Consider the following 23061-nt stretch of genomic DNA (forward strand, 5'->3'; position numbering starts at 1 on the left):
GGTATCTCTGGCTCCGAAGACGACCCTATGCCCTGCCGGCGACCTTCAGGGCGAAGGCCCAGTTGAACGCCACTTCCTTCAGCCGGTCGAAGCGGCCAGATGCGCCGCCGTGGCCGGCGTCCATGTTGGTCTTCAGCAGCAGAAGGTTGTCGTCGGTCTTCTTCTCGCGAAGCTTCGCCACCCACTTGGCCGGTTCCCAGTAGGTCACGCGCGGATCGGTGAGCCCGCCCACGGCGAGGATCGCCGGGTAGGCCTGGCTCGTGACATTGTCGACCGGCGAATAGGCGGCGATATAGCGATAGGCGTCCTCGCTCTCGACCGGGTTGCCCCATTCCGGCCATTCCGGCGGGGTCAGCGGCAAGGTGTCGTCGAGCATGGTTGAGAGCACGTCGACGAAGGGGACCTCCGCGATGATGCCGGCGAAGAGATCCGGCGCGCGGTTGGCGACGACACCCATCAGCATGCCGCCGGCAGACCCACCCTGCGCGATGATCCGCCCGCGCGAGGTGAACTTCTCCTTCGCCAGATGCTCGCCGGCGGCGATGAAGTCGGTAAAGGTGTTCATCTTGTGCTGGCGCCGGCCGTCGGCGTACCAGGCAAACCCCTTGTCCTTGCCGCCACGGATATGCGCGATGGCATAGACGAAGCCGCGATCGACGAGCGACAGCGCATTGGTGGAAAAGCTCGCCGGGATCGAGATGCCGTAGGAACCGTAGCCGTAGAGCAGGCACGGCGCGGTGCCGTCGAGCGGCGTATCCTTGCCATAGAGCAGCGTGACCGGCACCTCAGCGCCGTCCTCGGCCTTTGCCATCACCCGGCGGGTGACATAATCGTCCGGGTTGTGGCCGGACGGCACCTCCTGCTCCTTGCGAAGCACGCGCTCGCGCGTGTCCATGTCGTAATCGTAGACGCGCGTCGGCGTGGTCATCGACGAATAGGAGAAGCGCAGGGAGGCCGTGTCGAATTCGTAGCCGCCGCCGGCCCCCAGCGAGTAGGCCTCCTCGTCGAAGGCTATCTCGTGCTCGATGCCGTCGGCGAGCCGGCGGATGACGATACGCGGCAGCGAGTTTTCCCGCTCAAGCCGCACCATGTGGTTCTCGTAGACCGTCAGCGACAGGATCAGCCGGCCCGGCTTGTGGGCAACGAGATCACTCCAGTTCTCCCGCCCCGGCGCATCCGCCGGTGCCGTCACGATCTTGAAGTCCTCCGCGCCGTCGGCGTTGGCGAGGATATAGAACGTGTCGCCGCGATGCTCGATGTCGTATTCCTCGCCCGTCTTGCGCGGGGCGATGAGCTTCGGTGCGCCCGTCGGTTCGTCGGCATCGATCAGCCAGCACTCCGACGTCTCGTGGTCGTGGATGTCGATGGCGATGTACTTGCCCGACTGCGTCTTGCCGACGCCGACGAAGAAGCCCGGATCCTTTTCCTCGTAGACGCACACGTCCGCCTCGCGCGGCGTGCCGACCGTATGGCGGAAGACCTTGCACGGCCGGTGGTTGCCGTCGAGCCAGACGTAGAACAGGGTCGCTCCGTCGTTGGCCCACACCGTGCCGCCGCTCGTTTCCGGGATTTCGTCGGAAAGATCCTTGCCTGTCGCCGCATCGCGAAGCCGCAGGGTGAAGAATTCCGAACCCGCCTCGTCGCTCGACCAGGCTATAAGCTTGTGGTCGGTCGAGTGGTCGACGCCGGCCAGCCGGAAATAGGCCTTGCCCTCGGCCAACTCGTTGGCATCCAGAAGCACCGTTTCGTCGCCGCCCTCGCGCGGGGTCCGGACGACCTTCGGGTGCTGCGCGCCTTCCTCGTAGCGGGTTGCGTAGGCATAGGGGCCGTCGGGCGCGGGCACGGAGGAGTCGTCCTGCTTGATACGGCCCTTCAACTCCTCGAAAAGTGTCTCCTGCAGCGCTTGCGTGTCAGCCATCGCTGCGTCCGTGTAGGCGTTCTCCGCCTCCAGATAGGCGCGGATGTCGGCGGCGAGCACGCCCGGGTCGCGCATCACCTCCTGCCAGTTCCCGGCGCGGAGCCAGGCGTAGTCGTCGGTTTTGGTGATGCCGTGGGTGACGGTGGCGAAGGGGCGCTTGTCGGCGCGCGGGGGTGTGGGTGTCTGTGTCATGAATGGGGAGGTAACCACGCTTTGCGGCAATGGCAAGAGGTAACGGGCGGCTGTTTTCCCACCCATCCGCGTGCCAGGGTTAAAGCAATCTATACTGGCAGAAATGGCAGGCCGCTGCGGTCCGCAGGTTGCCAGAGACCGCAGTTTTCATGGCGCTTCGCAAATGCTTCGAATTTTACATATCCGCTTCATTCGTCCTTAGAGCCCGCCGGTCTTATTGCACGCTGTGGTCGCATCGCTGGCCACCAAGAAATGAAGAGAGCGGGTTGAACAGGTGGCGCGAACATCTTCGGGAAAACTGAGGCGGAGTTTCGAGATCGCGGGGGCTGCGGTCGTCCTTCCCCTCCTGGTGGTATTCCTCTCCAATTCCCTCTGGGGCTACCTTCCGCTCAGCCGAAATGTCGCGAAGGTTCCCTATTACGTGCATGCCACGAACGCCATGCGCGATCTGCAGGTGGCAGTGCTTCGCTCCGCGTTGGTGGTCCAGTCCCGTCTTCTGGATGCCGAGGATGGGGCATCGGGCGTGGCTGCGGCCAACGCCAGCCAGCTTGAAGCCTCCTTCGAGGCGGTGGACGACAGCTTCTCCGTCGTGCGCCGCGCGGTCGACGAATGGCCCTCGGTGCGGGAGCGCATCTATCCGGTCTACGCCCGCTGGCTCGAAGTCCGCGACCAGGCCCGCATGCTTGTCGGAACGCGCAACCAACGGTCGCACCCGGCATCGCCGGTCGTCGCTTCCGGCGGAACAGGCATGGCGGACCGTGTCGGGCTGCGCCTTTCCGCGATGGACGACGTCACCGTCGCCACCGGTGTGGCAAGCCAGGAGGTCGAGGCCCTCGATACCGGCATCTCCGTTCTCAACGCCCGCATCGAGGACATGATCGCCACGGTGACGGACGACGTGAACAACCGCCTGACCGAGAGCCGGCTTTCCTCACAGCGCATCTATGGGTTGACGGTCGCCATCGGTCTGATGGTCATCATGTTCATCATGTACGTGAACATCCGGCTGGCGCGCTACGTGGTCGATCCGGTCAACGGCATTGTCGGTTCCATAACGGATTTCCGGCGCGGCGATTATTCCGCCCGCACCGAGGTGGCGCGGCGCGACGAGATCGGCGCGCTGGCGGATGCCTTCAACGACATGGCCGCCAACATCGAGCAGACCCACGCGCATCTCTCCTCGCTGACAGAGCGCGACCCGCTGACAGGCATGCTCAACCGTCGCGGCTTCGATCCGCGTTTCGAGCGCCAGCTCCAGCTGGCGGAGAACGCGAACCGCGAAATGACGGTGATCATGGTCGATGTGGATCACTTCAAGAAGGTCAACGACACCCATGGCCACACAGTCGGCGACGAGGTGCTGGTGTCCGTGGCCGACACGATCCGCAACTGCCTTCGGGCCGGCGATTTTTCCGCGCGGTTGGGCGGGGAGGAATTCGTGGTCTGCCTGCCGGGCGAGGGGCGCGATACGGGCATGACCGTGGCCGAACGGCTGCGCGAGGCCGTCGCGCGCATCCCCTTCGTCAACAACGAGGGCGCGGATTTCTCCGTAACGATCAGCGCCGGCATCGCGACCTATCCCGAATGCGGCCGTTCGCGGGGCGAGATCCTGCAACGCAGCGACGAGGCGCTTTATGCCGCCAAGACCGGCGGCCGCAACCGCATCCAGTTCGCCTCCGCCAACGACGCCTGGCGCAAGGCGGGGTAGCCGGTCTCGCCCCGAGGATCGGGGACGGCGTATCAGTGGAATGGGATCAGGTGATCGCTCGCCTGCGGGACAGCCGCTCGCTCACCGCCTCCACGATGCCGCGGCCCGCGCGCTCCAGATCGTCGATCCCCATGCCGGCACGCTCGCCCAGTTGCGGCACATGCACGAACGTCGCCGGATAGCCTGCGGCAAGGCTCGACCAAAGCGTGGCGTTGCACAGATAGTCGCCGGCATCGCGCGAGGTGCGGGCTTCAAGTCCCGCCCTGTTGACCGCCTCGATCAGCGTGCCCGCAGGCACGGTCGATGCCCGGTGGCGTGGACCCTCCGGTTCAAGCACGGCTTGCGGACGGCAGAAGCCGGAGGCATCGGCCCGGCTCATCGACGCGACGTTGCGCGCCCGCGTCTCGATGGAGATCATGCGCCTTCGTCCGGCAACGCCGAAATGGACGATCGCCTCCGGCGCGTGATCGGCATAAAGGCGCGGCAGTTCCGCCTCCAGCATCGTCCAGGTGACCGGCAGCACGGCATAGGCGGCCTGAAATCCGTCGGGCAGCGGCGGCGGGCTGGCGGCAAGGCGTTCGATCAGCGCCTCGGTGGGATTGGCGGCAATGCCCGGGAACGAACCGAACCCCGTGATCAGCAGCGTTCCCGTCATCGTTCAGATCCCCATGGCTTCGGCGATGCGGCCGACGGCGGCAGAGGCTGCAAGCTCGCCGTCGCGTACCTCCCTTTCCAGATCCGGCAACAGTCGCGCGACTTTCGGATTGCTCTTCATGGCGTCCATCAACCGGGTCTCCAGCATCGCCCAAAGCCACGAGACCTGTTGACGGGCGCGGGTGGCGGCGAATTCGCCGCTTTGCGTCGTCAGCGTCCGATGGCGTTCGATCTGCGCCCACATGTCGGCGAGCCCCTCGTTGGCGAGGCCCGAAATGGTCACCACCGGCGGCGCCCAGACCGAGGAGCGCGGCGCAAGGATATGCAGCGCGGCCTTGTATTCGCTGGCCGCGGCCTTGGCGCGGGCCGCGCCCTCGCCATCCGCCTTGTTGACGGCGATCATGTCGGCGATTTCCAGTACGCCCTTCTTGATGCCCTGCAACTCGTCGCCGGCCCCGGGGAGCATCAGCACGAGAAAGAAATCGACCATCTGGGCGACCGTCGTCTCCGACTGGCCGATGCCGACGGTCTCCACCAGAATGACATCGAAGCCCGCCGCCTCGCACAGCAGCATCGTCTCGCGCGTCTTCGCCGCGACGCCGCCGAGCGTTCCCGAGGAGGGCGAGGGGCGGATGAAGGCGTTGCGGTCCACGGCAAGGCGCGCCATGCGCGTCTTGTCGCCCAGGATCGAGCCGCCGGTCACCGCCGAGGATGGATCTACGGCCAGCACCGCCACCTTGTGTCCGGCCCCGGTAAGGTTGGAGCCGAGCGTATCGATAGTGGTGGACTTGCCGACCCCGGGTACGCCGGTGATGCCGATGCGATGGGCCTTGCCCGTCGCCGGCAGGACGAGCTGCATCAGCGCTTCTGCCTGCCGGCGGTGCGCGGGCTTTTTCGATTCCACCAGGGTGATCGCGCGGGCGAGCTTGGCCCGGTTGCCGGCCAGCAGACCGTCCGCCAGATCCTTCACGCGCGCAGTATCGGATTCGCTCAACATCTTTCCTGCCTAGCGCAAAGCCGCGTTGGCGTCACGTATCTGCGCCGCGCGGGAGGGTCCCCATTGCGGAATTTCAATGCCGTTGCGGAAAAACAGCCTAGTCTTTGTCACAGAGGGGAGTTTTTTCAGGAAAGGGCGGTCTCATGACAATGCGCAACCGCATCATGCTCCTTTCGGGCGCTTTTGCGCTGGCGCTGGTTGGCGCGGCGCAGGCGCAGCCTTGCTGGAACGGACCCGGTCCCGGTTATGGGCCCGGCTATGGTCAAGGATACGGCCCTGGATATGGCCAAGGCTATGGAGCCGGGGGAGGATATGGCCAGGGAATGATGGCCCGTTTCGCGGTCATCGACGCGAACGGCGACGGCGTGATCAGCGCCGACGAGGCTGCGGCCAATGCCGAAAGCGTTTTCGCGGCGATGGATGCCGACGATGACGGCGCCCTGACCAAGGAAGAATTCATGGCGGTGCGCATGGGCCCGCAGATGGGCTGGAACCAGGCGCGCCAGAACGCGCGTCAGACTGCCAAGGCCGATCGTTTCGCGGTGATGGACGCCGATGGCGACGGCAAGGTCGCCAAGGCGGATTTCATCGCCGCCGCAAAGGCCCGTTTCCAGAAGGCAGATACCGACAAGGACGGCAAGGTCAGCCCCTGGGACTTCCGCGCGATGCGGCGCAACGCCTGGTAGGCCTTGTCTGATTGCGCGCCCCCGGCTTTGCCCGGGGCGCGGGCCCTGGGCGCGGATGCTTGCGAAGGCTGACGAATTGGTGTCACTTACCCTAAGGTAATGGGCGGTGCGCGGTGGCGCTCAGGCTGCTTGCCCGCCGCCTTTGCCTTAAGTTGTTGATTTGTCGGCATGCTGGCCTGTCGGGCGGATGCCGAGGGGACACGATAGCTTCCGGGGGAATGACCGACATGTCTTATCCGATCGCCGATATCGAAGGAATTGGCCCTGCCTATGCCGAAAAGCTGAAGGCGGCGGGCATCGCGACAACCGAAGCCTATCTGGAGCGCGCAAAGGATCCCAAGGGGCGCAAGGCGCTGGCGGAGGAAACGGGCATCGACGCCTCGCGCATTCTCAAATGGGCCAACATGGCCGACCTGATGCGGATCAAGGGCGTGGGCGAGGAATATTCCGAGCTGCTGGAGGCCGCAGGCGTCGATACGGTGAAGGAACTCAAGATGCGCCGGCCCGACAACCTCGCCGCGAAGATGGCGGAGGTCAATGAAGCCAAGAAGCTGGTGCGTCAGGTGCCTTCCGAAAGTCAGGTCACGGCCTGGGTGGAGGAAGCCAAGTCCCTGCCGCCGATGATGACCTACTGAGCGGAGCGGATCGCGTTCTTGCACGCATTGAGCGCCGTTGTCCCCCCGGCCACGTCGGGGGGAGGCTGCTGCCGGCTTGCCGCCCGCGAGCCGCCGTTTCAGGACTTCGGTGGCGTCCAGACGATGCGCTGGATGGTGGCGCTTTCCAGCTCCTTGCGCGGCGGCAGCTTGTCGAACGGGCCGTCATACTGCGTGACCGCATAGACGAGCGTCACGTTCGGCGCTCCGCGCGCCGGGCAGATAGCCATGTCGCGCCAAAGGTTGCGTCCGACCCGGCACTGCGACATCGACGTGCCCACCCGGTCAAACCGCATGCCCAGCCGCTCGCCGTTGGGCCCTTCCACGTCCGGCGACACGCCGTGGATCTCTCCGATCTTGCCGTTGTCGCCCTTGAGCACCTGCAGCACCTGGAAGCCGTCGTGGAAGACGCCGGTCGTCCACAGGGTGCGATCCTCCACCGCCATCTGGATGGGCTGGGTGGTGAAGCCGGGCAGGGCGGCCTCGATCGTCTTCGTCGAATAGGACGTGGTCGCATCAAGCGGGCCGACGCTCAATGCGGTGATCTTCACCAGCGTGGTCGCATCGGGCTCGGGATCGTCGATCATGCCGCTGAAGGTGGTCAGGTCGCCGGAAGCCGAACAGCCGCCCAGAAGCGGCGCCGCAATGGCGAGGAATGCGGACAGGGCGAGGCGGGAGGTCGATTTGCAAAAGGTCATGCGGAGGGCTTTTACACGGGATCGGGCACAACGGGAACGTCCGCACGGCAAAACCATGGGGACGGGCGAAAGAGGTCCGGGAAACGGTAAGACACGGGGCTGGTGGCTGGCTTGATCGCGGCGGGCTCTGGTGCCCGCAATGTCACCCGCCGCCGCCGCGATGTACAGGGGGAGCGGGGCGACCCGCTGCCGCGCCGGGAACGGCGGGCGAAGGCGCGCTGGCTCAGCCCCCGCGCTTCAGCGATCCGAGCAGCCCGCGCACCAGTGCCCGGCCGAGCGAGGAGCCGATCGAGCGCACCACCGCCTTGACCGCCGTCTCCGCAACGCCCTGACGCTGCGACCGACGGTGGGTGGAGCGGGTGCGGGCCGTCGTCTGCGGGCGGTCGTCGCGGCCGAAATCGGGCACCGTGAAGCCGGTGCGCGTGCGTTTCACCCTGCCGCCTTCGGCGCGCAGTTCGTCCTCGCGCTCGCGCTGGCGTTCCTCGTGCACGGAGCGTTCCAGCGCCCGGCTCTGCAGGATCTCGTAGGCGGATTCGCGGTCGCGCGGCCGGTCGTAGCGCCCGAACAGCGGGCTTGCCTGGATGGCCGAGCGCAGCTCGCTCTGGGTCAGCGGCCCGAGCCGGGAGCAGGGCGGGCGGATCAGCGTGCGCTCCACCATGGAAGGAACGCCCTTGCCGCCGAGCGTGGAGACGAGCGCCTCGCCGATACCGAGTTCGGTGATGACGGCGGCCGTGTCGAGCGCCGGGTTCGGACGGAAGGTTTCTGCCGCCGTGGTCACCGCCTTGCGCTCGCGCGGGGTATAGGCGCGCAAGGCATGCTGGATGCGGTTGCCGAGCTGCGAGAGCACGCTTTCCGGCACGTCCATCGGGTTCTGCGTCACGAAATAGACGCCGACGCCCTTGGAGCGGATCAGCCGCACGATCTGCTCCACCTTCTCCAGAAGTGCCTTGGGCGCCTCGTCGAACAGAAGGTGCGCCTCGTCGAAGAAGAACACGAGCCGCGGCTTATCCGGGTCGCCCACTTCGGGCAACTCCTCGAAGAGTTCCGACAGGAGCCACAGAAGGAACGTCGCATAGAGCCGGGGCGCGCTCATCAGCTTTTCCGCCGCCAGCACGTTGATGACGCCGCGCCCGTCGCCGGTGGTACGCATAAGGTCGCTGATGTCGAGAGCGGGCTCGCCGAAGAAGGCATCGCCACCCTCGCGCTCCAGCACCAGAAGCTGGCGCTGGATGGCGCCGACGGAGGCCTTGGAGACATTGCCGTAAACGAGCGACAGCTCCTTCGCCCGCTCGCCGATCTCCGACAGGACCGCGCGCAGATCCTTGAGGTCGAGCAGCAGCAGCCCCTCATCGTCGGCCAACTCAAAAGCGATGTTGAGCACGCCCTCCTGCGTCGGGTTCAGGTCCATCAGCCGCGACAGCAGCAGCGGCCCCATTTCGGAGATGGTGGTGCGCACGGAATGCCCGTTGGCGCCGAAAAGGTCCCAGAACACGGTCGGAAAGTCGCGCATGGAATAGTCGTCGAGGCCGATCCTGTCCGCGCGTTCGGTGAGGAACGGCTTGGGGTCTCCCGCGGCCGCAAGGCCGGAAAGGTCGCCCTTGATGTCGGCGCAGAAGACGGGAACTCCGGCATCGGAAAAGCCCTCGGCGAGGATCTGCAGCGACACGGTCTTGCCGGTGCCCGTCGCCCCTGCGATGAGGCCATGGCGGTTGGCGCGCTTGAGCTCGATGAACTGCGGCAGCACGCCGGAGCCCTCTGGCCCATTCCCCTCCTGCGGGATCGCAGAGCCCAGAAAGATCATGCCCTCGCGCTCGACCATCAAAACGCCTCCACTGTGACGGGAAACCGCCCCTTCGGCCGGGCAATCTCCGCCTCTCCAGAATCACCTGGCTATCATGCGTGCGCGGGTTGCGGAACGGAAGCGCGATGGTGCGCCGTTTGCCGGATTCCCGCGCTTTCGCTTCGTTTCGCGAGGCTTGCCGGCATTCGTTCGACCGAAGGTGACCTTATGTCAGTTGCGGATGGTGCTAGGGTCATGTCACATGGCACCGAGAAGTCATAGGGCACCGGGAAAAGGGCACACGTCCCTGCTGTCATCATATTCACGCGCTTTCGGAGGGAATTCATGGAAGAACTGATCAACCGCATCTGCGCCAAGGCCGGCATCGGCGAGGACACCGCCCGCGAAGCCGTCGGCATCATCCTCAGGTTCCTGCGCAAGGACGGACCGACGGAAAAGGTGGATCAGGTGATCGATGCCATGCCCGGTGCCCGTGCCTTTCTGGAAGGCGGCGAGGACGGCAAGAAGGGCGGCTTTCTCGGCGGGCTCGCCAGCATGACGGGCATGGGCGCCATGGGCGCGCTCAACGAGCTGACGCAGGCCGGGCTTTCCATGGGCGAGGTGCAGACGGTGACGAAGGAAGTCGTCGCGTTTGCCAAGGAAAAGGCCGGCGAGGACATCGTCGATGACATCATCGAGTCCATCCCGGGCCTGTCCCAGGTGGTGTGAGGCGGCATTTCGCAGATGTTGCGAGCGCCTGCGGCCCATCCTCCGAGACGGGCCGCCGGCCTTCCTCAGTGTCTAACCCGAAAATGGTATCGGGTTGTGTGCCTTCGGCATCTCTCCCAAGTCCCTCCGCCGACATTGCCCGGCGAAGTCCGGGCAATCCATTGCCAGACGCAGCATTCCGGGCGCGCGCTGGATCACCCGGACTTCGTCGGGTGATGACGATGGTAGGGCATGAGGGGGAGAAATAGCGGCACATAACCCGGTACCATTTACGGGCCAGCTTCTGAGGAGACCGCGTCAGCGGGCGTCTCGAAGGATCTGCGCCTTGCTCCCGGCCGCCTGATGCCGCGCAAGAGGCTCAGGCGGCCTGTTTCCTGCGCAGGAGCTTTTTCACTTCCTCCGCCAGCGCCGTCACCTCTTGCGAGGCCTTGCTGGACGGGGCGCTTTCCAGAACCGTCAGCCCCTCGCCCATGGAAGCCGCAAAGGCAACCCGGTTGCCGAGCCGCGTGCGCGCGGTCGTGGGGGAGAGCTTCGACAGGGCCTCCACCATCTCGCCCGTCAGCGCGGCGCGCGGTGGCACGCGGTTCAGAACCAGCGTGGCCGGCACGTTTTCCGCAGCCGCCATGTCCAGCGTCTGCGCGCTCGCCCAAACGTCCACCGGCGACGGCTGGACGGGAATGGCGACGAGATCCGCCACCTCTATGGCGGGGCGCGCCTCGCGGTCGGATTTCGGCGGCGTGTCGATGATGACGAAATCGTAATCGCGCGCCAGCGAGCGGGCCTCACGCCTGGCGCCCCAGCCGCTGGCGGTGCGGAACATGAGCCCGGTCGCATCCTCGCCCAGCGTCTCCTCGCGTGCCTCCAGCCATTCGCCGAGGCTTCCCTGCGGGTCCACGTCGAGGAGCGCAACGCGGACGCCGCGTCTGGAGGCCAGCGCGACCGCCAGATGCGCGGTCAACGTGGTCTTGCCGGAACCGCCCTTCTGCTGGGCGATGGTGATGATCCTGCCTGTCATGATGCTCGTCTCTCCCGCCGGCGCGCGGCATCGCCGTCGCTCAGGCGTTTGCCGCAGGGTCAACCCTGACACTTTCTGCGGTGCAGCGAAAGGGCCGAACACACGACATCGGCCGAAAGTCGCCCCGTTTTGCATGGGCGGGAAACATCATCCGGCGCAAGCGACAGGGGCTATGCCGGCAAAGCGGAAGAGAACGCGCTGACGGAGGGCATAGCGCGGCGCGCGCGGTCAGCTCACGGCGCGATTGGCGAGTGAGCGGGAATCCAGCCGGTAGCCGTGGATCACCTCCACCCCGCGCACCAGCAGCACGTCCATGTCCGCGTTTTCCGAAGCCTGGTTGTGAAGGGCCTCCAGCGTGTCCCGCGAAAGCGGGCCGTTTTCGGTGAAGAGCTGGAAGCTGCCACCGTCGCGCCGGTCCTCGCCGTCGTATCCGCTCATGACGCGACGCCGCCGGTCCGGCCCGCAATAACCCGATGGCGAGCGGATATAGACGCGGGGACGTTCGACCAGCCGCTTCAGTTCGCTGAGGAGCTGGTCCCGGCTGATCGGCTTGGGGACGATGCTGTCGAACCCCGCCTTCATCGCCTGACGCATCATTTCCGTGTTGCCGCGGGCGCTCATCAGAACCAGAGGCAGGCAGCGGTTCTGCAAGGTGGCGTCGCACCGGACGCGGCTGGTGAACCGTGGAGCGGAGGCGTTGGGCAGATCGCCGTCGATGAGCACCATGTCGACGGCGTTTGCGCGCAGCCAGAGCTGAGCGGCCTCGCCGTCGTCTATGGTCGTCGTTGCGGCCACGCCGATGCTGAGAAGCATCTGCTCTAGCAATGCGGAAAAGCTGCTGCCTTCGGCAAGGATCAGGACCGACAAGCCCCGGTTCTTTTCATCTGGCATGGCGAAATACCCTAAGAAACTCTCCCTACGGTAAAATGTGCAGGTTAAAAAGTCGTTTGCCACCGCTTTTGCTCGTTCGGGGGTGAATTGCGCATCCCGTTGCCATACATCTTTGGCGAATGATGCTATTGATTCATGGAGACGTCCTGCCCTTGCGGAGCAGGCGAGGCAGCGAGACGGGAGCGGCCATGCGGAACCACGCGCACGAGACGAGCGATCCTTCCATGAAAGCCCGGCCGATGAAGGCCCTGCAGCCGGGCCGGCGCGGACGGCGGATGCGCTGGCCGGTGCTCGCCGCGGCCGGCATCGCGCTGGTGCTGGCGGGCTGTTACGGCGCCTCCACCTATTACGACCACCGCTCCGGCTGGGTGTTCGATCCCACCGGCACGGACCTTGATTGTTCCGTGGTCGCGAGCAACAGCGCGCCCGGCACCTACTGGCGCGGTCTTGCCGGTGGCCGGATCTTCCTCGGGCCGCACGAGACCAAGAACATTTCGCGCGAGGCCTGCTTCAAGAGCGAGGCCCAGTGTCAGTATTGGCTGACCCAGATGAGCGCAGCGCTGACCCTGATGACCGCCGGGGAATGCACGCGGCGCTAAGGCTGCCCATCGTTTCCGCGTGGCTGGCGCTTCGCCTTGTCCCGTCGCATTACCCCAGCGCGGTGAGCCCGTTGAGGTCTTTCAGCACCGCGTTGGGCGGCAGGTCGTGGTATTCGTCGGGCATGTCGGTGCGGTTGATCCACACCGTACGGAAGCCGAAGGCGGTGGCGCCGGCGATGTCCCAGCGGTTCGACGACTGGAACGACACCGCTTCCGGGTAGATGCGGAAGTGGTTGGTGACCATCTCGTAGACGCGCTCGTCGGTCTTGTAGACGCGCAAGGGATCGACGGAGAAGACCTCGTCGAGCACGCCGTCGAGCCCGGCTGCTGACACCGCGCCGGCCAGCATCGTCGGCGAGCCGTTCGACAGGATGGCGAGTCTAGCGCCGCTGTCCTTCAGCTTTTTCAGCACCTGCGGCACTTCCCCGTAGCAGTCGAGCCGGTGATAGGCGTCGAGCAATTGCGCGCGCATCGAGGGATCGGCCGTCGGGATCGCCTGAAAGGCGAAATCCAGCGCCTGTTCGGTCAGCGTCCAGAAATCCTGATAGCGGCCCATCATCGAGCGCACCCACGAATATTCGAGCTGCTTGGCCCGCCACAGGGTGGAAAACCGGGTGGCGTCCGCCCCCAGCGCCTCGGCATGCCTGCGTACCGCCGCATGCACGTCGAACAGGGTGCCGTAGGCGTCGAAGACATAGGCCGAATGGGACATGAACAAACTCCTTGGCGGGCGACCCCTGAGAAGACCGTGTCGCAGGCGATGCGTCAAGGCCACCTCTTGTCCGCCTGCCCGAGCTCTTTTGCCGGGGAAGAAGATGCCGCCCCGGCTCGCCCTACGGCAGCGTGACCCGGCCCGCCGCGTCCAGCGCAAAGCCGGGATTGTAGGCGATCTCCAGCAGGTGCTCGCTGCCGGGAATGCGCACATAGGAGGAATAGCCGCCCCAGAAGACCTGCGTCGGCCGTTTCAGCGGCTCCGCACCCGCGGCGACGGCTTCCGCGAAGGCGGCATCCACCTCGGCCTCGCTGCGTCCGTTCCAGGCGATCGTTACCGGAATGAAGGCATCGCCTTGCGCGTCTCCACTGTCGGGTACTCCGGCATCCTCGGCCAGGGCGGTGCGGCCGAAAAGCGCCAGCGCCACCGAATCGCACTGGTAGAAGGCGATCGCGTCGCTATCGATGGCGGCGCGGCGCCAGCCGAGCCCCTCCTCGAAGAAGGCGCGCGCCCGGGTGAGGTCCTCCACCCCGAGGGTCACGAGCGTGATCCGCTGCTCCATGTCCTTTCTTTCCTCCGATGGTCCAAATTTGCGCATTTCAAATGCACTCATTGGAACATATATAGAACAAGCTCGCGGAACGGAACGAAAATTCCTGAAACGGGAGAAAGTGGATGAAGCCCTTGATCCCCGGCCTGCAACGGCGTTTGATCTGGGCCTCCTGATATAGAACAAGGATGGATTTATGTCTGAACCGTCACAGACGTGGAACTGGATCGATGGTTCCTGGGCGGACGGCAACCCCCTTATCGCCGGTCCCAACACGCACGCCATGTGGATGGCGTCGAGCGTGTTTGACGGTGCCCGCTATTTCGAAGGCGTCATGCCGGATCTTGATCTGCATGCGGAGCGCATCAACGCATCCGCGCTGGCCATGGGTATGAACCCGACCATGTCTGCAGGCGAGATCTGCGAGCTCGCCTGGGAAGGTGTGAAGAAATTCGAGCCGGGCACCGCGGTCTACGTGAAGCCGATGTACTGGGCGGAGGGCAACGGCGTCGGCGTGATTTCGCCCGATCCGGATTCCACCCGCTTCTGCCTGAACCTGTTCGCCGCGCCGATGTCGGAGCCGGACGCGACCTTCTCGGTTACGCTCTCGCCGTTCCGCCGCCCGACGCCCGACAGCGCGCCGGTGGACGCCAAGGCCGGCTGTCTCTACCCCAACAATGCCCGCGCGATCCGCGAGGCGAAGGCGCGCGGTTTCGACAATGCGCTCGTGCGCGATACGCTCGGCAATATCGCCGAACTGACCAGCGCCAACATCTTCATGGCCAAGGACGGCGTGGTCCACACGCCCTATCCGAACGGCACGTTCCTGAACGGCATCACCCGCCAGCGCGTCATCAAGCTTCTGCGTGGCGCGGGCGTCGATGTCCATGAGCGCAGCCTCGTCATGGACGACTTCCTGGACGCCGACGAGATTTTCTCCACGGGCAACTATTCCAAGGTGGTGTCCGTCGGCCGGATTGAGGATCGCGAGATGCAGCCGGGCCCGATCGCCAAAAAGGCGCGCGAGCTCTACTGGGACTTCGCCCACGCCTGAGCGGGGGGGGGCGATATCGCGCCGGAACGCGAGCGGGCGCATGGTCAAATATGCGCTCATTCGCGCTCCGGCGCCGCATTTCCCGTCTCCCGCCGTCGCGTGGCCGGCGTCAGTGCCAGCCCGGCCGCGATCACCAGTGCGGCGGCTGCCGCCAGTGAGGGCAGGAGAAAGCTCCCCGTCGCGTCATAGGCAAGGCCCGCCAGCGTCGGGCCCACCATCTGCCCGAACCCGAAGGACGCCGTCATCAGCGCCAGCGCGGAATGCGCGTTGCCGCGCGACAGAAGCCGCGCCTGCATCAGCCCGATCGCGGTAATCGCGATGAACGTGCCGCCCACCATCATCGCCGCCAGAACCACGATCAGCCCGGTGTCGGAAATCACCGACAGCGTCACCCCCAGCGCCTCGACTAGGCAGGCGATGGCGTAGGTCGGAGCGTTGCCGATGCGCCGCGCGAGCGTGCCCCAGATCATGACCGAGGGCATGCCCGCAATGCCCACCGCCGCCCAGATCGCCGTCTCGTAGGGGCTTAGCGCCGGCGACATGCGGGCCATGGTGGAGATGAACGTGGTGGTGATGACATAGCCGAAGCCGAACAGGCCGTAGCTCACATAAAGCGCGACGAGCCTCCTGTCGGCCGGCCCGCTCGCCCTTGCCTGTGCGTGCGGGGGATCTTCCGTCTTCTCGATGAGCCGGGTGCAGGCGAGGAAAGCGAGCGCCGAAACGAGGCCGCTGGCGTACCAGAGCATGCGCCAGTCCGCGCCGCTCCGGGCAAGGGCCGCCACCATGAGTGCGGAAAGCGCGATGCCGAGCCCGACGCCCGCGAAATGCAGCGCTACCAGCCCCGGCCGGCCGGCCGCCGATATCCGGTCCAGCACCAGCGCGGAGGCGAAAACCAGCACGTAGGCGCTCGCAATCCCGCTCAAGGCCCGGATCACGACGAAGGCGGCCACGCTGTCGAACAGTCCCATCGCGGCCGTGGTGGCGGCCGATAGCGCCAGCGCCGCGAGAAAGATCGCACGCCGGTCGCCGGGCAGGAATTGCGTGAGCCGGCCGGAGGCGGCCGCAAGCGCGCCGACCATGTAGGCCAGGAAATTGGCCGAGGCGATGAGCCCGCCTTCCGCCGGAGTGAGGCCGGCATCGTGCACCATGAAGGGCAGGATCGGCGTATAGACGAACCGGCCGATGCCCATGGCGGCGGTCAGCGACAGGAGCCCGCCAAAGGCGACCGGGAGAATCGTGGAAGGAGAGAGGGAGGCCTGCGACATTCTGTCAGGTTAGCACGCCGTGCGGGCCGGCCAAGCCGCAAACAGTCGTTTGACGTCGCGCTTTCATAGAACCTTAGGTGAAATCCGCTTCAATCCCGGCGCGTTCCTGCAGACGGGTGCGCGAACGGGAGGGGGAGATGTTCGACAGGTTCAACAGGGCGGTAAGCCTGAGCGGGACATGCTGGCGCGTCCTCATGCTCGACAAGGAGATGCTGCTCTTTCCGCTGATGTCGCTGGCCGCGCTGGGGCTTGTCATGGGCGCCATCTTCGCGCCGGCGCTGGTGAGCGGGGATCTGACGCATTTCCAGCAGGCGCTGGCCGAGAACCCGGACATCTACCAGAACCCGCGCGCCGTCGCGCTGCTGTTCCTCCTCTATTTCCTGAGCTACTTCGTCATCACCTTCTTCAATGCGGGCCTTCTGACCTGCGCGATGATCCGCCTGTCCGGCGAGGATCCCACGCTCGCCGACGGCCTGCGCGCCGCCTTTCGCATGTTGCCGCAGATCTTCGCCTGGGCGCTTTTCGCCGCCAGCGTCGGGATGCTGCTGAATTTCATCGCCAGCCGCTTCAAGGGCCTCGGCCGTCTGTTCGTCCAGCTTCTGGGCGCGGCATGGTCGGTCGCGGTCTATTTCGCGGTGCCGGTCCTGGTGGTGGAGGGGGCGGGGCCGGTGAAGGCGGTGCTGGGCTCCATCGCGATGATCCGGAAGACCTGGGGCGAGGCGCTCGTCGCCAATGTCGGGCTTTCGGTTCTCAACATGGTTGCCGCCTGGATCGCCGTTCCTTTCATCTTCTGGGGCGTCTTCAACTTCTCCACGAGCCCGACGCTGGCCGTCGTCGTTCTGGCGGGCGTCGGCTGTTGGATCTTCGTCACCGGGCTCATCGTCGCCACCCTCGATGCGATCCTGAAGGCGGCGCTCGCCGTCTATGCCTACGAGGGACGGGTCCCGGAAAATTTCGACGCCGAGATCTTCCGCAACGCCTTTCGCGAGGAATAGGCCGCGCGGGCAAAAATCTGCCCGTTTGCGCATCCGCCCTGGAACCGGGCAGCCGCCATTTGCATTATTAAAATGACGAACGGGCGCACCCGCGCCATTGTCGGGGGCCGGACATCTACCTATGTTGCCAGACAACGGCGGAACGCGTTACCGCGGCCGCAACCCATTTCAGATCGAGGCGCAATCCCGCAACACGGACCACGCACTGAACCCTGCAGGGGCCTGAACGGAACATGCAACACCCGACAGGACGGCATGGCCCGCGATTGCCCGCGTCTTGTTTCATCGACTTAACGTCTTCATCTATCGAAAGGAGGACCCAAATGGCGTTCGAACTTCCCGATCTCCCCTACGCCTACGATGCGCTTCAGCCCTACATGTCGGCCGAGACGCTGGAATACCATCACGACAAGCACCATCAGGCCTATGTGACCAACGGCAACAACCTGCTGAAGGACAGCGGGCTTGAGGGCAAGTCGCTGGAGGACGTGATCAAGGAGAGCTTCGGCAAGAATCCGGGCCTCTTCAACAACGCCGCCCAGCACTTCAACCACATCCACTTCTGGAAGTGGATGAAGCCGAACGGCGGCGGCAAGTCCATTCCGGGCGCGCTGGCGGCCAAGATCGACAGCGATCTGGGCGGCTACGACAAGTTCAAGGCCGACTTCTGCAACGCCGGCGCCACGCAGTTCGGCTCCGGCTGGGCCTGGCTGGTACTGAACAGCGAGGGCAAGCTTGAGGTCACCAAGACCCCGAACGGCGAGAACCCGCTGGTTCACGGCGCGACCCCGCTGCTGGGCGTCGACGTGTGGGAGCACTCCTATTACATCGACTACCGCAACGCGCGTCCGAAGTACCTGGAAGCCTTCGTCGACAGCCTGATCAACTGGGAATACGTCGAGGAGCTGTTCGAAGCGGCGAAATAAGCCGATCTCGAGCGACAGGAATTGAAGAAGAGGGCGGGTCCGATGGGCCCGCCTTTTTCGTTCGGGAAATGGAAGAGAGGGCAAGGCGGCGGCGGGCGGTCATAACGGGCGCCACGGCGTTCCAAAGCACGCGTTGGACGAGAGGCCGGCCCGGGTGAGGGGAAGGCGGCCTGTCAGGATCCGCTCGCACTGGCCGTTTCGGCAGTCACCCGCCAGTCCCGCGCAAGCCCGGTTCCTTATCCTTTGCCCATGAGCGAACCGACCGACCACGATCCGGAAAGCGTCTTCCTCTCGCGGCCGCCGCGCGGGCGGCTGGCGCGTCCGCAGCCGTCCGTGGGCAGAGGCGGGCCTTTGGAAGGCGCCGGTGAGGTGATTGACCTCGTCGCGGTGCGCGTTGCGCGGCGCCGGAATGGGACGGTTGTCGCAAAGGGAGCTGGAACAGGCGAGGGCTGTGATGCGGGCCCCCGTGCGGCCGCGCGTTCTGGCTCCGACACCCGCCGCCATCCCCGCCGCGTCAAGCGCCTGCGCACGGCCAAGATCGCCGACCTCGACGATCGTTTCCTCACCGAATGCGCGATCCGGGATCTTTCCACGGGCGGAGCACGGCTGGTCGTTGCCGCCGCGGTGGCGCTTCCCGATGTCATCGTGCTGTTCGACGAGCTGGAGGGCACCATCGTGCCTGCCACCTTGCGCTGGCGGCGCGGAAACGAGGTCGGGGTCAGCTTCGACGTGCCGCCGGCAAGGCTCGGGCAATTCCGCTCACGCCGTCTGCGCGCGCTGGCCCGCCGCTACTATGCCGTGGAAGACTGATCCGGACCCCGGGCCGCGGTTTCCTCTTCCGGTTCGAATTCCAGCGCCAGTCCGTTGGTGCAGTAGCGCAGTCCCGTCGGGCGCGGGCCGTCGGAAAAGACGTGGCCCAGATGCGCATCGCAACGCGCGCAGCGGATTTCCGTGCGCCGCATGAACAGCGAATTGTCGTCGAGTTCGGCGATCGCATTCTTGTCGAGCGGCGCGTAGAAGCTCGGCCAGCCGGAACCGGATTCATACTTGGTCTGCGAGGGAAACAGCTCCGCCCCGCAGCACACGCACTTGTAGATGCCAGCCCGCTTCTCGTTGAGGTGGGGGCCGGTGCCGGCCCGTTCGGTGCCGTGTTTGCGGGTCACCGCGAATTGTTCGGGCGTGAGCCGGGCTTGCCATTCGGCGTCGCTGAGCTCAACTTTCGTCTTCGGTTCGCTGCTCATGGCCGGCGCTCCTGTGCCGTGTAACCTTTGGAATTTCCTACTTAGGGACGATCGGCGGGCGCGACAATGGCGGTGTCGGGAGCATGCTTGCGAAATCGGGCGTCACGGATGCGCGCGCGTGTCGTATCTCATTACCGTCCGTCAGATATGTATCTCTCCATATCGGCCGATTGTCTTCGCAAGTTGCTCCAGCGGCAAGTCATCCGTCATCCGTTTCGCGGTATCGTCGTGAAGTGGGGTGGCAATAGGCCGGTGGTCATAAACCGCTTGTTCAGACAAACATGAAATAGCATTCTCAGTAGGCAACTTGCACTTTCTCCATCCTGCGTATATCGAAACGGCGACTTTTATCGCACGACTCTCGTTATGCCGTGTGATTCGGGGAGGAAGTTGCCGTACGGCGATGAACACTTGGCGGCGAGTGGGCTCCACCAGGCCCTAGTGACGGCCTCGATCAGGGGCCACGTGTCGGGTCTGCGGTGCGGATCCAGGTGAGTGGGGTCCGCAAGGGCGGATCCGCGTGACGGACCCACGAGACGGGTTCATGGTGACGGGTCCGCGTGATGGGCCCAGGTGACGGCCCAGTCGGCGGGCCAAGGGACGGGTATGGCGCTATTCGGGGTGGATGACACGGTTCTTGCGGTGCTGGCGCCGTTTGCCGCGGCCCTTTTTGCACCGAGCGCGGTGCGTGCATTCAAACACAATGCGGCCTGGCTGCTCGCCATCGTGCCCGCGCTGGTCTTTCTTCACTTCTTCCGCTACGTCGGTGCGGTCTCGCAAGGCGAAACCTTCGTGGAAGGCTTTGCCTGGGTGCCCGCCTACGGCGTGAATTTCACGTTCTATCTCGACGGTCTGGCGGTTCTGTTCGCGCTGATCATCTCCGGCATCGGCACGCTGATCATCCTTTATGCCGGCGGCTACATGAAGGGGCACCCCCAGCAGGGCCGCTTCCTCTCCTTCCTGTTTCTGTTCATGGGCTCGATGCTGGGCGTGGTGACCGGCTCCAACCTCATCACCATGTTCATCTTCTGGGAGCTGACCTCGATCACCTCCTTCCTGCTGATCGGCTTCGATCATCTGCGCGCCGCCTCAAGGCGTGCCGCGATGCAGGCGCTGGTGGTGACCGGCGGCGGCGGGCTGGCGCTGCTCGCCGGCTTCCTGATGATCATCCACGCCACCGGCGTGAACGAGATGGGCGACGTGATCGCGTCGGGCGATACGCTGCGCGAAAGCGCGCTCTACCTGCCGATCCTGATCATGGTGCTTCTGGGCGCCTTCACCAAGTCGGCCCAGTTCCCGTTCCATTTCTGGCTGCCCAACGCCATGGAGGCCCCGACGCCGGTCTCCGCCTACCTGCATTCCGCCACCATGGTGAAGGCGGGCGTCTATCTCCTGATGCGGCTCAACCCGGTGCTGGGCGACACCGCCTGGTGGATGACGCTGCTGCCGCTCTTCGGCGGTGTGACGCTGCTGGTTGGCACGCTGCTCGCGGTTCGCCAGACCGACCTGAAGCTTATGCTCGCCTACACCACGGTCGCCTCGCTCGGCCTCCTCGTCATGCTGACGGGGGCGGGCAGCGAGGTCGCGATCGAAGGCGCGGTGCTCTATCTCTTCGCCCACGCGCTGTTCAAGGGTGCGCTGTTCATGGTCGCCGGTCTTGTCGACCACGAAACCGGGACGCGCGACCTGATGCGTCTCGGCGGTCTGCGCAAGGCGATGCCGATCACCTTTCTCTGCGCGGTTCTGGCGGCGCTGTCCATGGGCGGCCTGCCGCCCTTCATCGGCTTCATCGCCAAGGAAGTGCTTTATGAGGGAACGTGGACCCTCGCCGCGCGTCCGCAGCTTCTGACGGCAGTTGCCGTCATCGGCAACGCTTTGATGCTGGCGGCCGCCTTCGCCGTCGCCTTCAAACCCTTCCTGGGCCAGCCCACGAAAACGCCCAAGCATGCGCATGAGGGGCCGGTCCTGATGTGGCTCGGGCCGCTCGTTCTGGCGCTGTGCGGGCTGGGCGCGGCGATCGGCATCGGCTGGTCGGGCCCCGCGCTTCTCGGCCCGATGGCGGGGGCGGTCGCCGGTGCGCCGGTCGCGGGCGACTATCACCTCGTGCCCGCCCATATCGGCGCGCCGTTCTATCTCTCGCTCGCCACGGTTGGCACCGGTCTGGTGATCTTCTGGCAGCTCGATGCCGTGCGCAGGCTGATCGCCAGCGTGCTGAAGGCGATCGGCTGGGGCCCGGATCGCGGCTTCGACCAGTTCATCTCGCTCATCGTGCGTTTTGCCGGCGCCTTCACGGCCATCGTTCAGCCCGGCAAGATGCAGATCTACATGAACACGGTCTTCGTCGTCGTGGCGGCCGCGCTGCTGGTGCCGATGTTCGCGTTCGACGAGGCGCCCTCCATGCCCGCCATGCCGGACTTCCGGTTCTACGAATGGCTGGTGCTGGCGCTGGTGGTGATCGGCATCATCGCGGTGCTGGCGGCGCGCACGCGTCTCATCGCCATCGTCTCGCTCGGCATCCAGGGCTTCGCCGTCGCCGTCATCTACATGCTCTTCGGCGCGCCCGACCTGTCGTTCACGCAGTTCATGGTGGAAACGCTGTCGGTCGTCATCCTCGCCCTGGTGATGACCCGTCTGAACCTGACTGCCAAGGACAGCCGGCCGTTCCGCGAGACGATCTCGCACATGATCATCGCGATCGCCGGCGGCATCGGCTTCGGCGCGCTTCTGCTCGCGGTGACGGAAGTTCCCTTCGACAGCCGCCTGTCGGACTTCTTCACGGCCAATTCACGGGTAGTGGCGCACGGGCGCAACATCGTCAACGTCATCATCGTGGACTTCCGCGGCCTTGATACGCTCGGCGAGATTTCCGTGGTCATGGTCACCGGTCTTGCCATCCTGGCCCTGATCCGCATCCGGGCACGCGGATCGAAGGCGCCGGAGGATCCGCCGCGGGGTGGATCGCTGAAGCCCGTGTCCGAGCCGCATCCGGAGGTCGCGTCATGAATACGATCATCTTTCGGACGATCGCGCCCTTCCTGACGGCGCTGATGATCCTGTTCTCGATCTTCGTACTGCTGCGCGGGCACAACGAGCCGGGCGGCGGCTTTATCGGCGGTCTGATCGCGGCATCCGCCTTCGCGATCTACGGCATCGCCTGCGGCGTGCGGCCGGTACGCCGGGCCATCCACTTCCATCCGATGACCCTGTCGGCCTTCGGGCTGCTGCTCGCCTGCCTGTCCGGTCTGCCCTCGTTCTTCACCCACGTCGCCTTCCTGAAGGCGCACTGGATCTATCCCGAGATCTTCGGCGTCGATCTGGCGCTCTCCACCGTGATGGTGTTCGACATCGGCGTCTATTTCGTCGTCCTTGGTTCGATCACCTCGATCGCGCTGGCGCTTGAGGAAAGGGAGAACGACTGATGGAGGCCGGCTTCGCAGTCCTGATCGGATTCATCTTCGCCGCCAGCATCTACCTGATGCTCTCGCGCCAGCTGATCCGCATCCTTCTCGGCGTGTCGATCCTGTCGAACGCGGTCAACCTGCTGATCTTCACGGCCGGCAGGCTGGAGCGCGAGGTGCCGCCGGTCATTCCCGACAGCGCGCTGGTGCCTGTCGGGGCGACGGCCAATCCGCTGCCGCAGGCGCTGATCCTGACGGCGATCGTGATTTCCTTTTCCTTCTTCGCCTTCCTGCTGGTGCTGGCCTTCCGCGCCTACCAGGAACTGGGCACGGACGATGCCAACGAGATGCGCGTCGCCGAGCCGAAGGGCGAAGCAAGACCGCCGATGGGGTACTGACG

Annotated in this window: 23 protein-coding genes; 12 read left to right on the forward strand and 11 right to left on the reverse strand. The window is 65.4% G+C overall.

The window, feature by feature from the left end:
- Positions 1-25: 25 nt before the first annotated feature.
- Positions 26-2110: a S9 family peptidase gene (locus V2L18_RS05285; RefSeq protein ID WP_336176785.1), complete on the reverse strand. Its 2085-nt coding sequence runs from the start codon at positions 2108-2110 to the stop codon at positions 26-28.
- Positions 2111-2384: 274 nt separating this feature from the next.
- On the opposite strand from V2L18_RS05285, the gene V2L18_RS05290 reads away from it, so the two are divergent.
- Positions 2385-3818, forward strand: coding sequence for a diguanylate cyclase (locus V2L18_RS05290; protein WP_336176787.1), 1434 nt, complete (start codon positions 2385-2387; stop codon positions 3816-3818).
- A 46-nt stretch (positions 3819-3864) separates the two neighbouring features.
- On the opposite strand, the gene V2L18_RS05295 is transcribed toward V2L18_RS05290, so the two are convergent.
- Both V2L18_RS05295 and meaB read right to left on the reverse strand, forming a co-directional pair.
- Positions 3865-4473, reverse strand: coding sequence for a peptidase C15 (locus V2L18_RS05295; protein WP_336176788.1), 609 nt, complete (start codon positions 4471-4473; stop codon positions 3865-3867).
- Positions 4474-4476: 3 nt separating this feature from the next.
- Complete coding sequence (meaB, locus tag V2L18_RS05300) at positions 4477-5469, reverse strand: methylmalonyl Co-A mutase-associated GTPase MeaB (RefSeq protein ID WP_336176790.1); 993 nt, start codon at positions 5467-5469, stop codon at positions 4477-4479.
- Positions 5470-5792: 323 nt separating this feature from the next.
- Between meaB and V2L18_RS05305 the strand changes: the two genes are divergently transcribed.
- Both V2L18_RS05305 and V2L18_RS05310 read left to right on the forward strand, forming a co-directional pair.
- Positions 5793-6155: an EF-hand domain-containing protein gene (locus tag V2L18_RS05305; protein WP_336176791.1), complete on the forward strand. Its 363-nt coding sequence runs from the start codon at positions 5793-5795 to the stop codon at positions 6153-6155.
- Positions 6156-6382: 227 nt separating this feature from the next.
- Positions 6383-6790, forward strand: a complete 408-nt coding sequence (locus V2L18_RS05310; protein ID WP_336176793.1) for a DUF4332 domain-containing protein — start codon at positions 6383-6385, stop codon at positions 6788-6790.
- Positions 6791-6888: 98 nt separating this feature from the next.
- Here V2L18_RS05310 and V2L18_RS05315 read toward each other — a convergent pair whose 3' ends face one another.
- Together V2L18_RS05315 and V2L18_RS05320 are read right to left on the reverse strand one after the other, a co-directional pair.
- Positions 6889-7506 carry a DUF1131 family protein gene (locus V2L18_RS05315; protein ID WP_336176794.1) on the reverse strand — a complete coding sequence of 206 codons (618 nt, stop codon included), beginning with the start codon at positions 7504-7506 and terminating at the stop codon, positions 6889-6891.
- Positions 7507-7729: 223 nt separating this feature from the next.
- Complete coding sequence (locus V2L18_RS05320) at positions 7730-9325, reverse strand: helicase HerA-like domain-containing protein (protein WP_336176796.1); 1596 nt, start codon at positions 9323-9325, stop codon at positions 7730-7732.
- A gap of 306 nt (positions 9326-9631) precedes the next feature.
- Between V2L18_RS05320 and V2L18_RS05325 the strand changes: the two genes are divergently transcribed.
- On the forward strand, positions 9632-10015 hold the full coding sequence (locus V2L18_RS05325) for a DUF2267 domain-containing protein (protein ID WP_336176797.1): 384 nt from the start codon (positions 9632-9634) through the stop codon (positions 10013-10015).
- 358 nt (positions 10016-10373) lie between these two features.
- Here the strand turns inward: V2L18_RS05325 and parA are convergent, their stop codons facing one another.
- Together parA and V2L18_RS05335 are read right to left on the reverse strand one after the other, a co-directional pair.
- On the reverse strand, positions 10374-11030 hold the full coding sequence (gene parA / locus V2L18_RS05330; protein ID WP_336176798.1) for a ParA family partition ATPase: 657 nt from the start codon (positions 11028-11030) through the stop codon (positions 10374-10376).
- Positions 11031-11258: 228 nt separating this feature from the next.
- Positions 11259-11921 (reverse strand): response regulator, encoded by a 663-nt coding sequence (locus V2L18_RS05335; RefSeq protein ID WP_336176800.1) that lies wholly within the window; start codon positions 11919-11921, stop codon positions 11259-11261.
- 188 nt (positions 11922-12109) lie between these two features.
- Between V2L18_RS05335 and V2L18_RS05340 the strand changes: the two genes are divergently transcribed.
- Entirely contained in the window at positions 12110-12520 is a 411-nt protein-coding gene (locus V2L18_RS05340; RefSeq protein WP_336176801.1) for a hypothetical protein, read from the forward strand.
- A gap of 49 nt (positions 12521-12569) precedes the next feature.
- Here the strand turns inward: V2L18_RS05340 and V2L18_RS05345 are convergent, their stop codons facing one another.
- Both V2L18_RS05345 and V2L18_RS05350 read right to left on the reverse strand, forming a co-directional pair.
- Positions 12570-13232, reverse strand: coding sequence for a haloacid dehalogenase type II (locus V2L18_RS05345; RefSeq protein ID WP_336176803.1), 663 nt, complete (start codon positions 13230-13232; stop codon positions 12570-12572).
- Between the two features lie 121 nt (positions 13233-13353).
- Entirely contained in the window at positions 13354-13794 is a 441-nt protein-coding gene (locus V2L18_RS05350) for a VOC family protein (RefSeq protein ID WP_336176804.1), read from the reverse strand.
- Between the two features lie 184 nt (positions 13795-13978).
- Here V2L18_RS05350 and V2L18_RS05355 point away from each other — a divergent pair, with 184 nt between their 5' ends.
- A complete protein-coding gene (locus tag V2L18_RS05355) occupies positions 13979-14836 on the forward strand; it encodes a branched-chain amino acid aminotransferase (RefSeq protein ID WP_336176806.1) in 858 nt (285 codons plus the stop codon).
- Positions 14837-14892: 56 nt separating this feature from the next.
- Here the strand turns inward: V2L18_RS05355 and V2L18_RS05360 are convergent, their stop codons facing one another.
- On the reverse strand, positions 14893-16101 hold the full coding sequence (locus tag V2L18_RS05360) for a YbfB/YjiJ family MFS transporter (RefSeq protein ID WP_336176808.1): 1209 nt from the start codon (positions 16099-16101) through the stop codon (positions 14893-14895).
- 137 nt (positions 16102-16238) lie between these two features.
- On the opposite strand from V2L18_RS05360, the gene V2L18_RS05365 reads away from it, so the two are divergent.
- The 3 genes from V2L18_RS05365 to V2L18_RS05375 all read left to right on the forward strand — a co-directional run bounded on the left by V2L18_RS05365 (position 16239) and on the right by V2L18_RS05375 (position 18832).
- Positions 16239-17096, forward strand: a complete 858-nt coding sequence (locus tag V2L18_RS05365; RefSeq protein WP_336176809.1) for a DUF6159 family protein — start codon at positions 16239-16241, stop codon at positions 17094-17096.
- Positions 17097-17419: 323 nt separating this feature from the next.
- The gene (locus V2L18_RS05370; RefSeq protein WP_336176811.1) at positions 17420-18022 is read left to right on the forward strand and encodes a superoxide dismutase; all 603 of its coding nucleotides are present in this window, start codon (positions 17420-17422) and stop codon (positions 18020-18022) included.
- 249 nt (positions 18023-18271) lie between these two features.
- Positions 18272-18832, forward strand: a complete 561-nt coding sequence (locus V2L18_RS05375) for a PilZ domain-containing protein (RefSeq protein WP_336176814.1) — start codon at positions 18272-18274, stop codon at positions 18830-18832.
- Here V2L18_RS05375 and msrB read toward each other — a convergent pair.
- Complete coding sequence (gene msrB / locus V2L18_RS05380; protein ID WP_336176815.1) at positions 18814-19263, reverse strand: peptide-methionine (R)-S-oxide reductase MsrB; 450 nt, start codon at positions 19261-19263, stop codon at positions 18814-18816. The two genes, V2L18_RS05375 and msrB, sit on opposite strands and share 19 nt — an antisense overlap.
- A gap of 606 nt (positions 19264-19869) precedes the next feature.
- Between msrB and V2L18_RS05385 the strand changes: the two genes are divergently transcribed.
- Genes V2L18_RS05385 through V2L18_RS05395 form a run of 3 tightly spaced genes read left to right on the forward strand, consistent with a single transcriptional unit; the run spans position 19870 to position 23059 of the window.
- On the forward strand, positions 19870-22266 hold the full coding sequence (locus tag V2L18_RS05385) for a putative monovalent cation/H+ antiporter subunit A (RefSeq protein ID WP_336176817.1): 2397 nt from the start codon (positions 19870-19872) through the stop codon (positions 22264-22266).
- Positions 22263-22682, forward strand: a complete 420-nt coding sequence (locus V2L18_RS05390; protein WP_336176819.1) for a Na+/H+ antiporter subunit B — start codon at positions 22263-22265, stop codon at positions 22680-22682. The genes V2L18_RS05385 and V2L18_RS05390 overlap by 4 nt, the downstream gene beginning before the upstream one ends.
- Positions 22682-23059 carry a Na+/H+ antiporter subunit C gene (locus V2L18_RS05395; protein WP_336176820.1) on the forward strand — a complete coding sequence of 126 codons (378 nt, stop codon included), beginning with the start codon at positions 22682-22684 and terminating at the stop codon, positions 23057-23059. Before V2L18_RS05390 ends, V2L18_RS05395 begins: the two co-directional genes overlap by 1 nt.
- Positions 23060-23061 lie beyond the last annotated feature (2 nt).

The organism is Breoghania sp. JC706, assembly GCF_037026715.1.
In the GTDB taxonomy this organism is placed as follows: Bacteria; Pseudomonadota; Alphaproteobacteria; order Rhizobiales; family Stappiaceae; genus Breoghania.

Excerpts from the sequence above, each read along its gene's own strand:
- V2L18_RS05285 (WP_336176785.1), bottom strand. The coding sequence starts at position 2,110 with ATGACACAGACACCCACACCCCCGCGCGCCGACAAGCGCCCCTTCGCC.
- V2L18_RS05295 (WP_336176788.1), bottom strand. The coding sequence starts at position 4,473 with ATGACGGGAACGCTGCTGATCACGGGGTTCGGTTCGTTCCCGGGCATT.
- meaB (WP_336176790.1), bottom strand. The coding sequence starts at position 5,469 with ATGTTGAGCGAATCCGATACTGCGCGCGTGAAGGATCTGGCGGACGGT.
- V2L18_RS05305 (WP_336176791.1), top strand. The coding sequence starts at position 5,793 with ATGATGGCCCGTTTCGCGGTCATCGACGCGAACGGCGACGGCGTGATC.
- V2L18_RS05310 (WP_336176793.1), top strand. The coding sequence starts at position 6,383 with ATGTCTTATCCGATCGCCGATATCGAAGGAATTGGCCCTGCCTATGCC.
- V2L18_RS05315 (WP_336176794.1), bottom strand. The coding sequence starts at position 7,506 with ATGACCTTTTGCAAATCGACCTCCCGCCTCGCCCTGTCCGCATTCCTC.
- V2L18_RS05320 (WP_336176796.1), bottom strand. The coding sequence starts at position 9,325 with ATGGTCGAGCGCGAGGGCATGATCTTTCTGGGCTCTGCGATCCCGCAG.
- V2L18_RS05325 (WP_336176797.1), top strand. The coding sequence starts at position 9,632 with ATGGAAGAACTGATCAACCGCATCTGCGCCAAGGCCGGCATCGGCGAG.
- parA (WP_336176798.1), bottom strand. The coding sequence starts at position 11,030 with ATGACAGGCAGGATCATCACCATCGCCCAGCAGAAGGGCGGTTCCGGC.
- V2L18_RS05335 (WP_336176800.1), bottom strand. The coding sequence starts at position 11,921 with ATGCCAGATGAAAAGAACCGGGGCTTGTCGGTCCTGATCCTTGCCGAA.
- V2L18_RS05340 (WP_336176801.1), top strand. The coding sequence starts at position 12,110 with ATGCGGAACCACGCGCACGAGACGAGCGATCCTTCCATGAAAGCCCGG.
- V2L18_RS05345 (WP_336176803.1), bottom strand. The coding sequence starts at position 13,232 with ATGTCCCATTCGGCCTATGTCTTCGACGCCTACGGCACCCTGTTCGAC.
- V2L18_RS05350 (WP_336176804.1), bottom strand. The coding sequence starts at position 13,794 with ATGGAGCAGCGGATCACGCTCGTGACCCTCGGGGTGGAGGACCTCACC.
- V2L18_RS05355 (WP_336176806.1), top strand. The coding sequence starts at position 13,979 with ATGTCTGAACCGTCACAGACGTGGAACTGGATCGATGGTTCCTGGGCG.
- V2L18_RS05360 (WP_336176808.1), bottom strand. The coding sequence starts at position 16,101 with ATGTCGCAGGCCTCCCTCTCTCCTTCCACGATTCTCCCGGTCGCCTTT.
- V2L18_RS05365 (WP_336176809.1), top strand. The coding sequence starts at position 16,239 with ATGTTCGACAGGTTCAACAGGGCGGTAAGCCTGAGCGGGACATGCTGG.
- V2L18_RS05370 (WP_336176811.1), top strand. The coding sequence starts at position 17,420 with ATGGCGTTCGAACTTCCCGATCTCCCCTACGCCTACGATGCGCTTCAG.
- V2L18_RS05375 (WP_336176814.1), top strand. The coding sequence starts at position 18,272 with ATGAGCGAACCGACCGACCACGATCCGGAAAGCGTCTTCCTCTCGCGG.
- msrB (WP_336176815.1), bottom strand. The coding sequence starts at position 19,263 with ATGAGCAGCGAACCGAAGACGAAAGTTGAGCTCAGCGACGCCGAATGG.
- V2L18_RS05385 (WP_336176817.1), top strand. The coding sequence starts at position 19,870 with ATGGCGCTATTCGGGGTGGATGACACGGTTCTTGCGGTGCTGGCGCCG.
- V2L18_RS05390 (WP_336176819.1), top strand. The coding sequence starts at position 22,263 with ATGAATACGATCATCTTTCGGACGATCGCGCCCTTCCTGACGGCGCTG.
- V2L18_RS05395 (WP_336176820.1), top strand. The coding sequence starts at position 22,682 with ATGGAGGCCGGCTTCGCAGTCCTGATCGGATTCATCTTCGCCGCCAGC.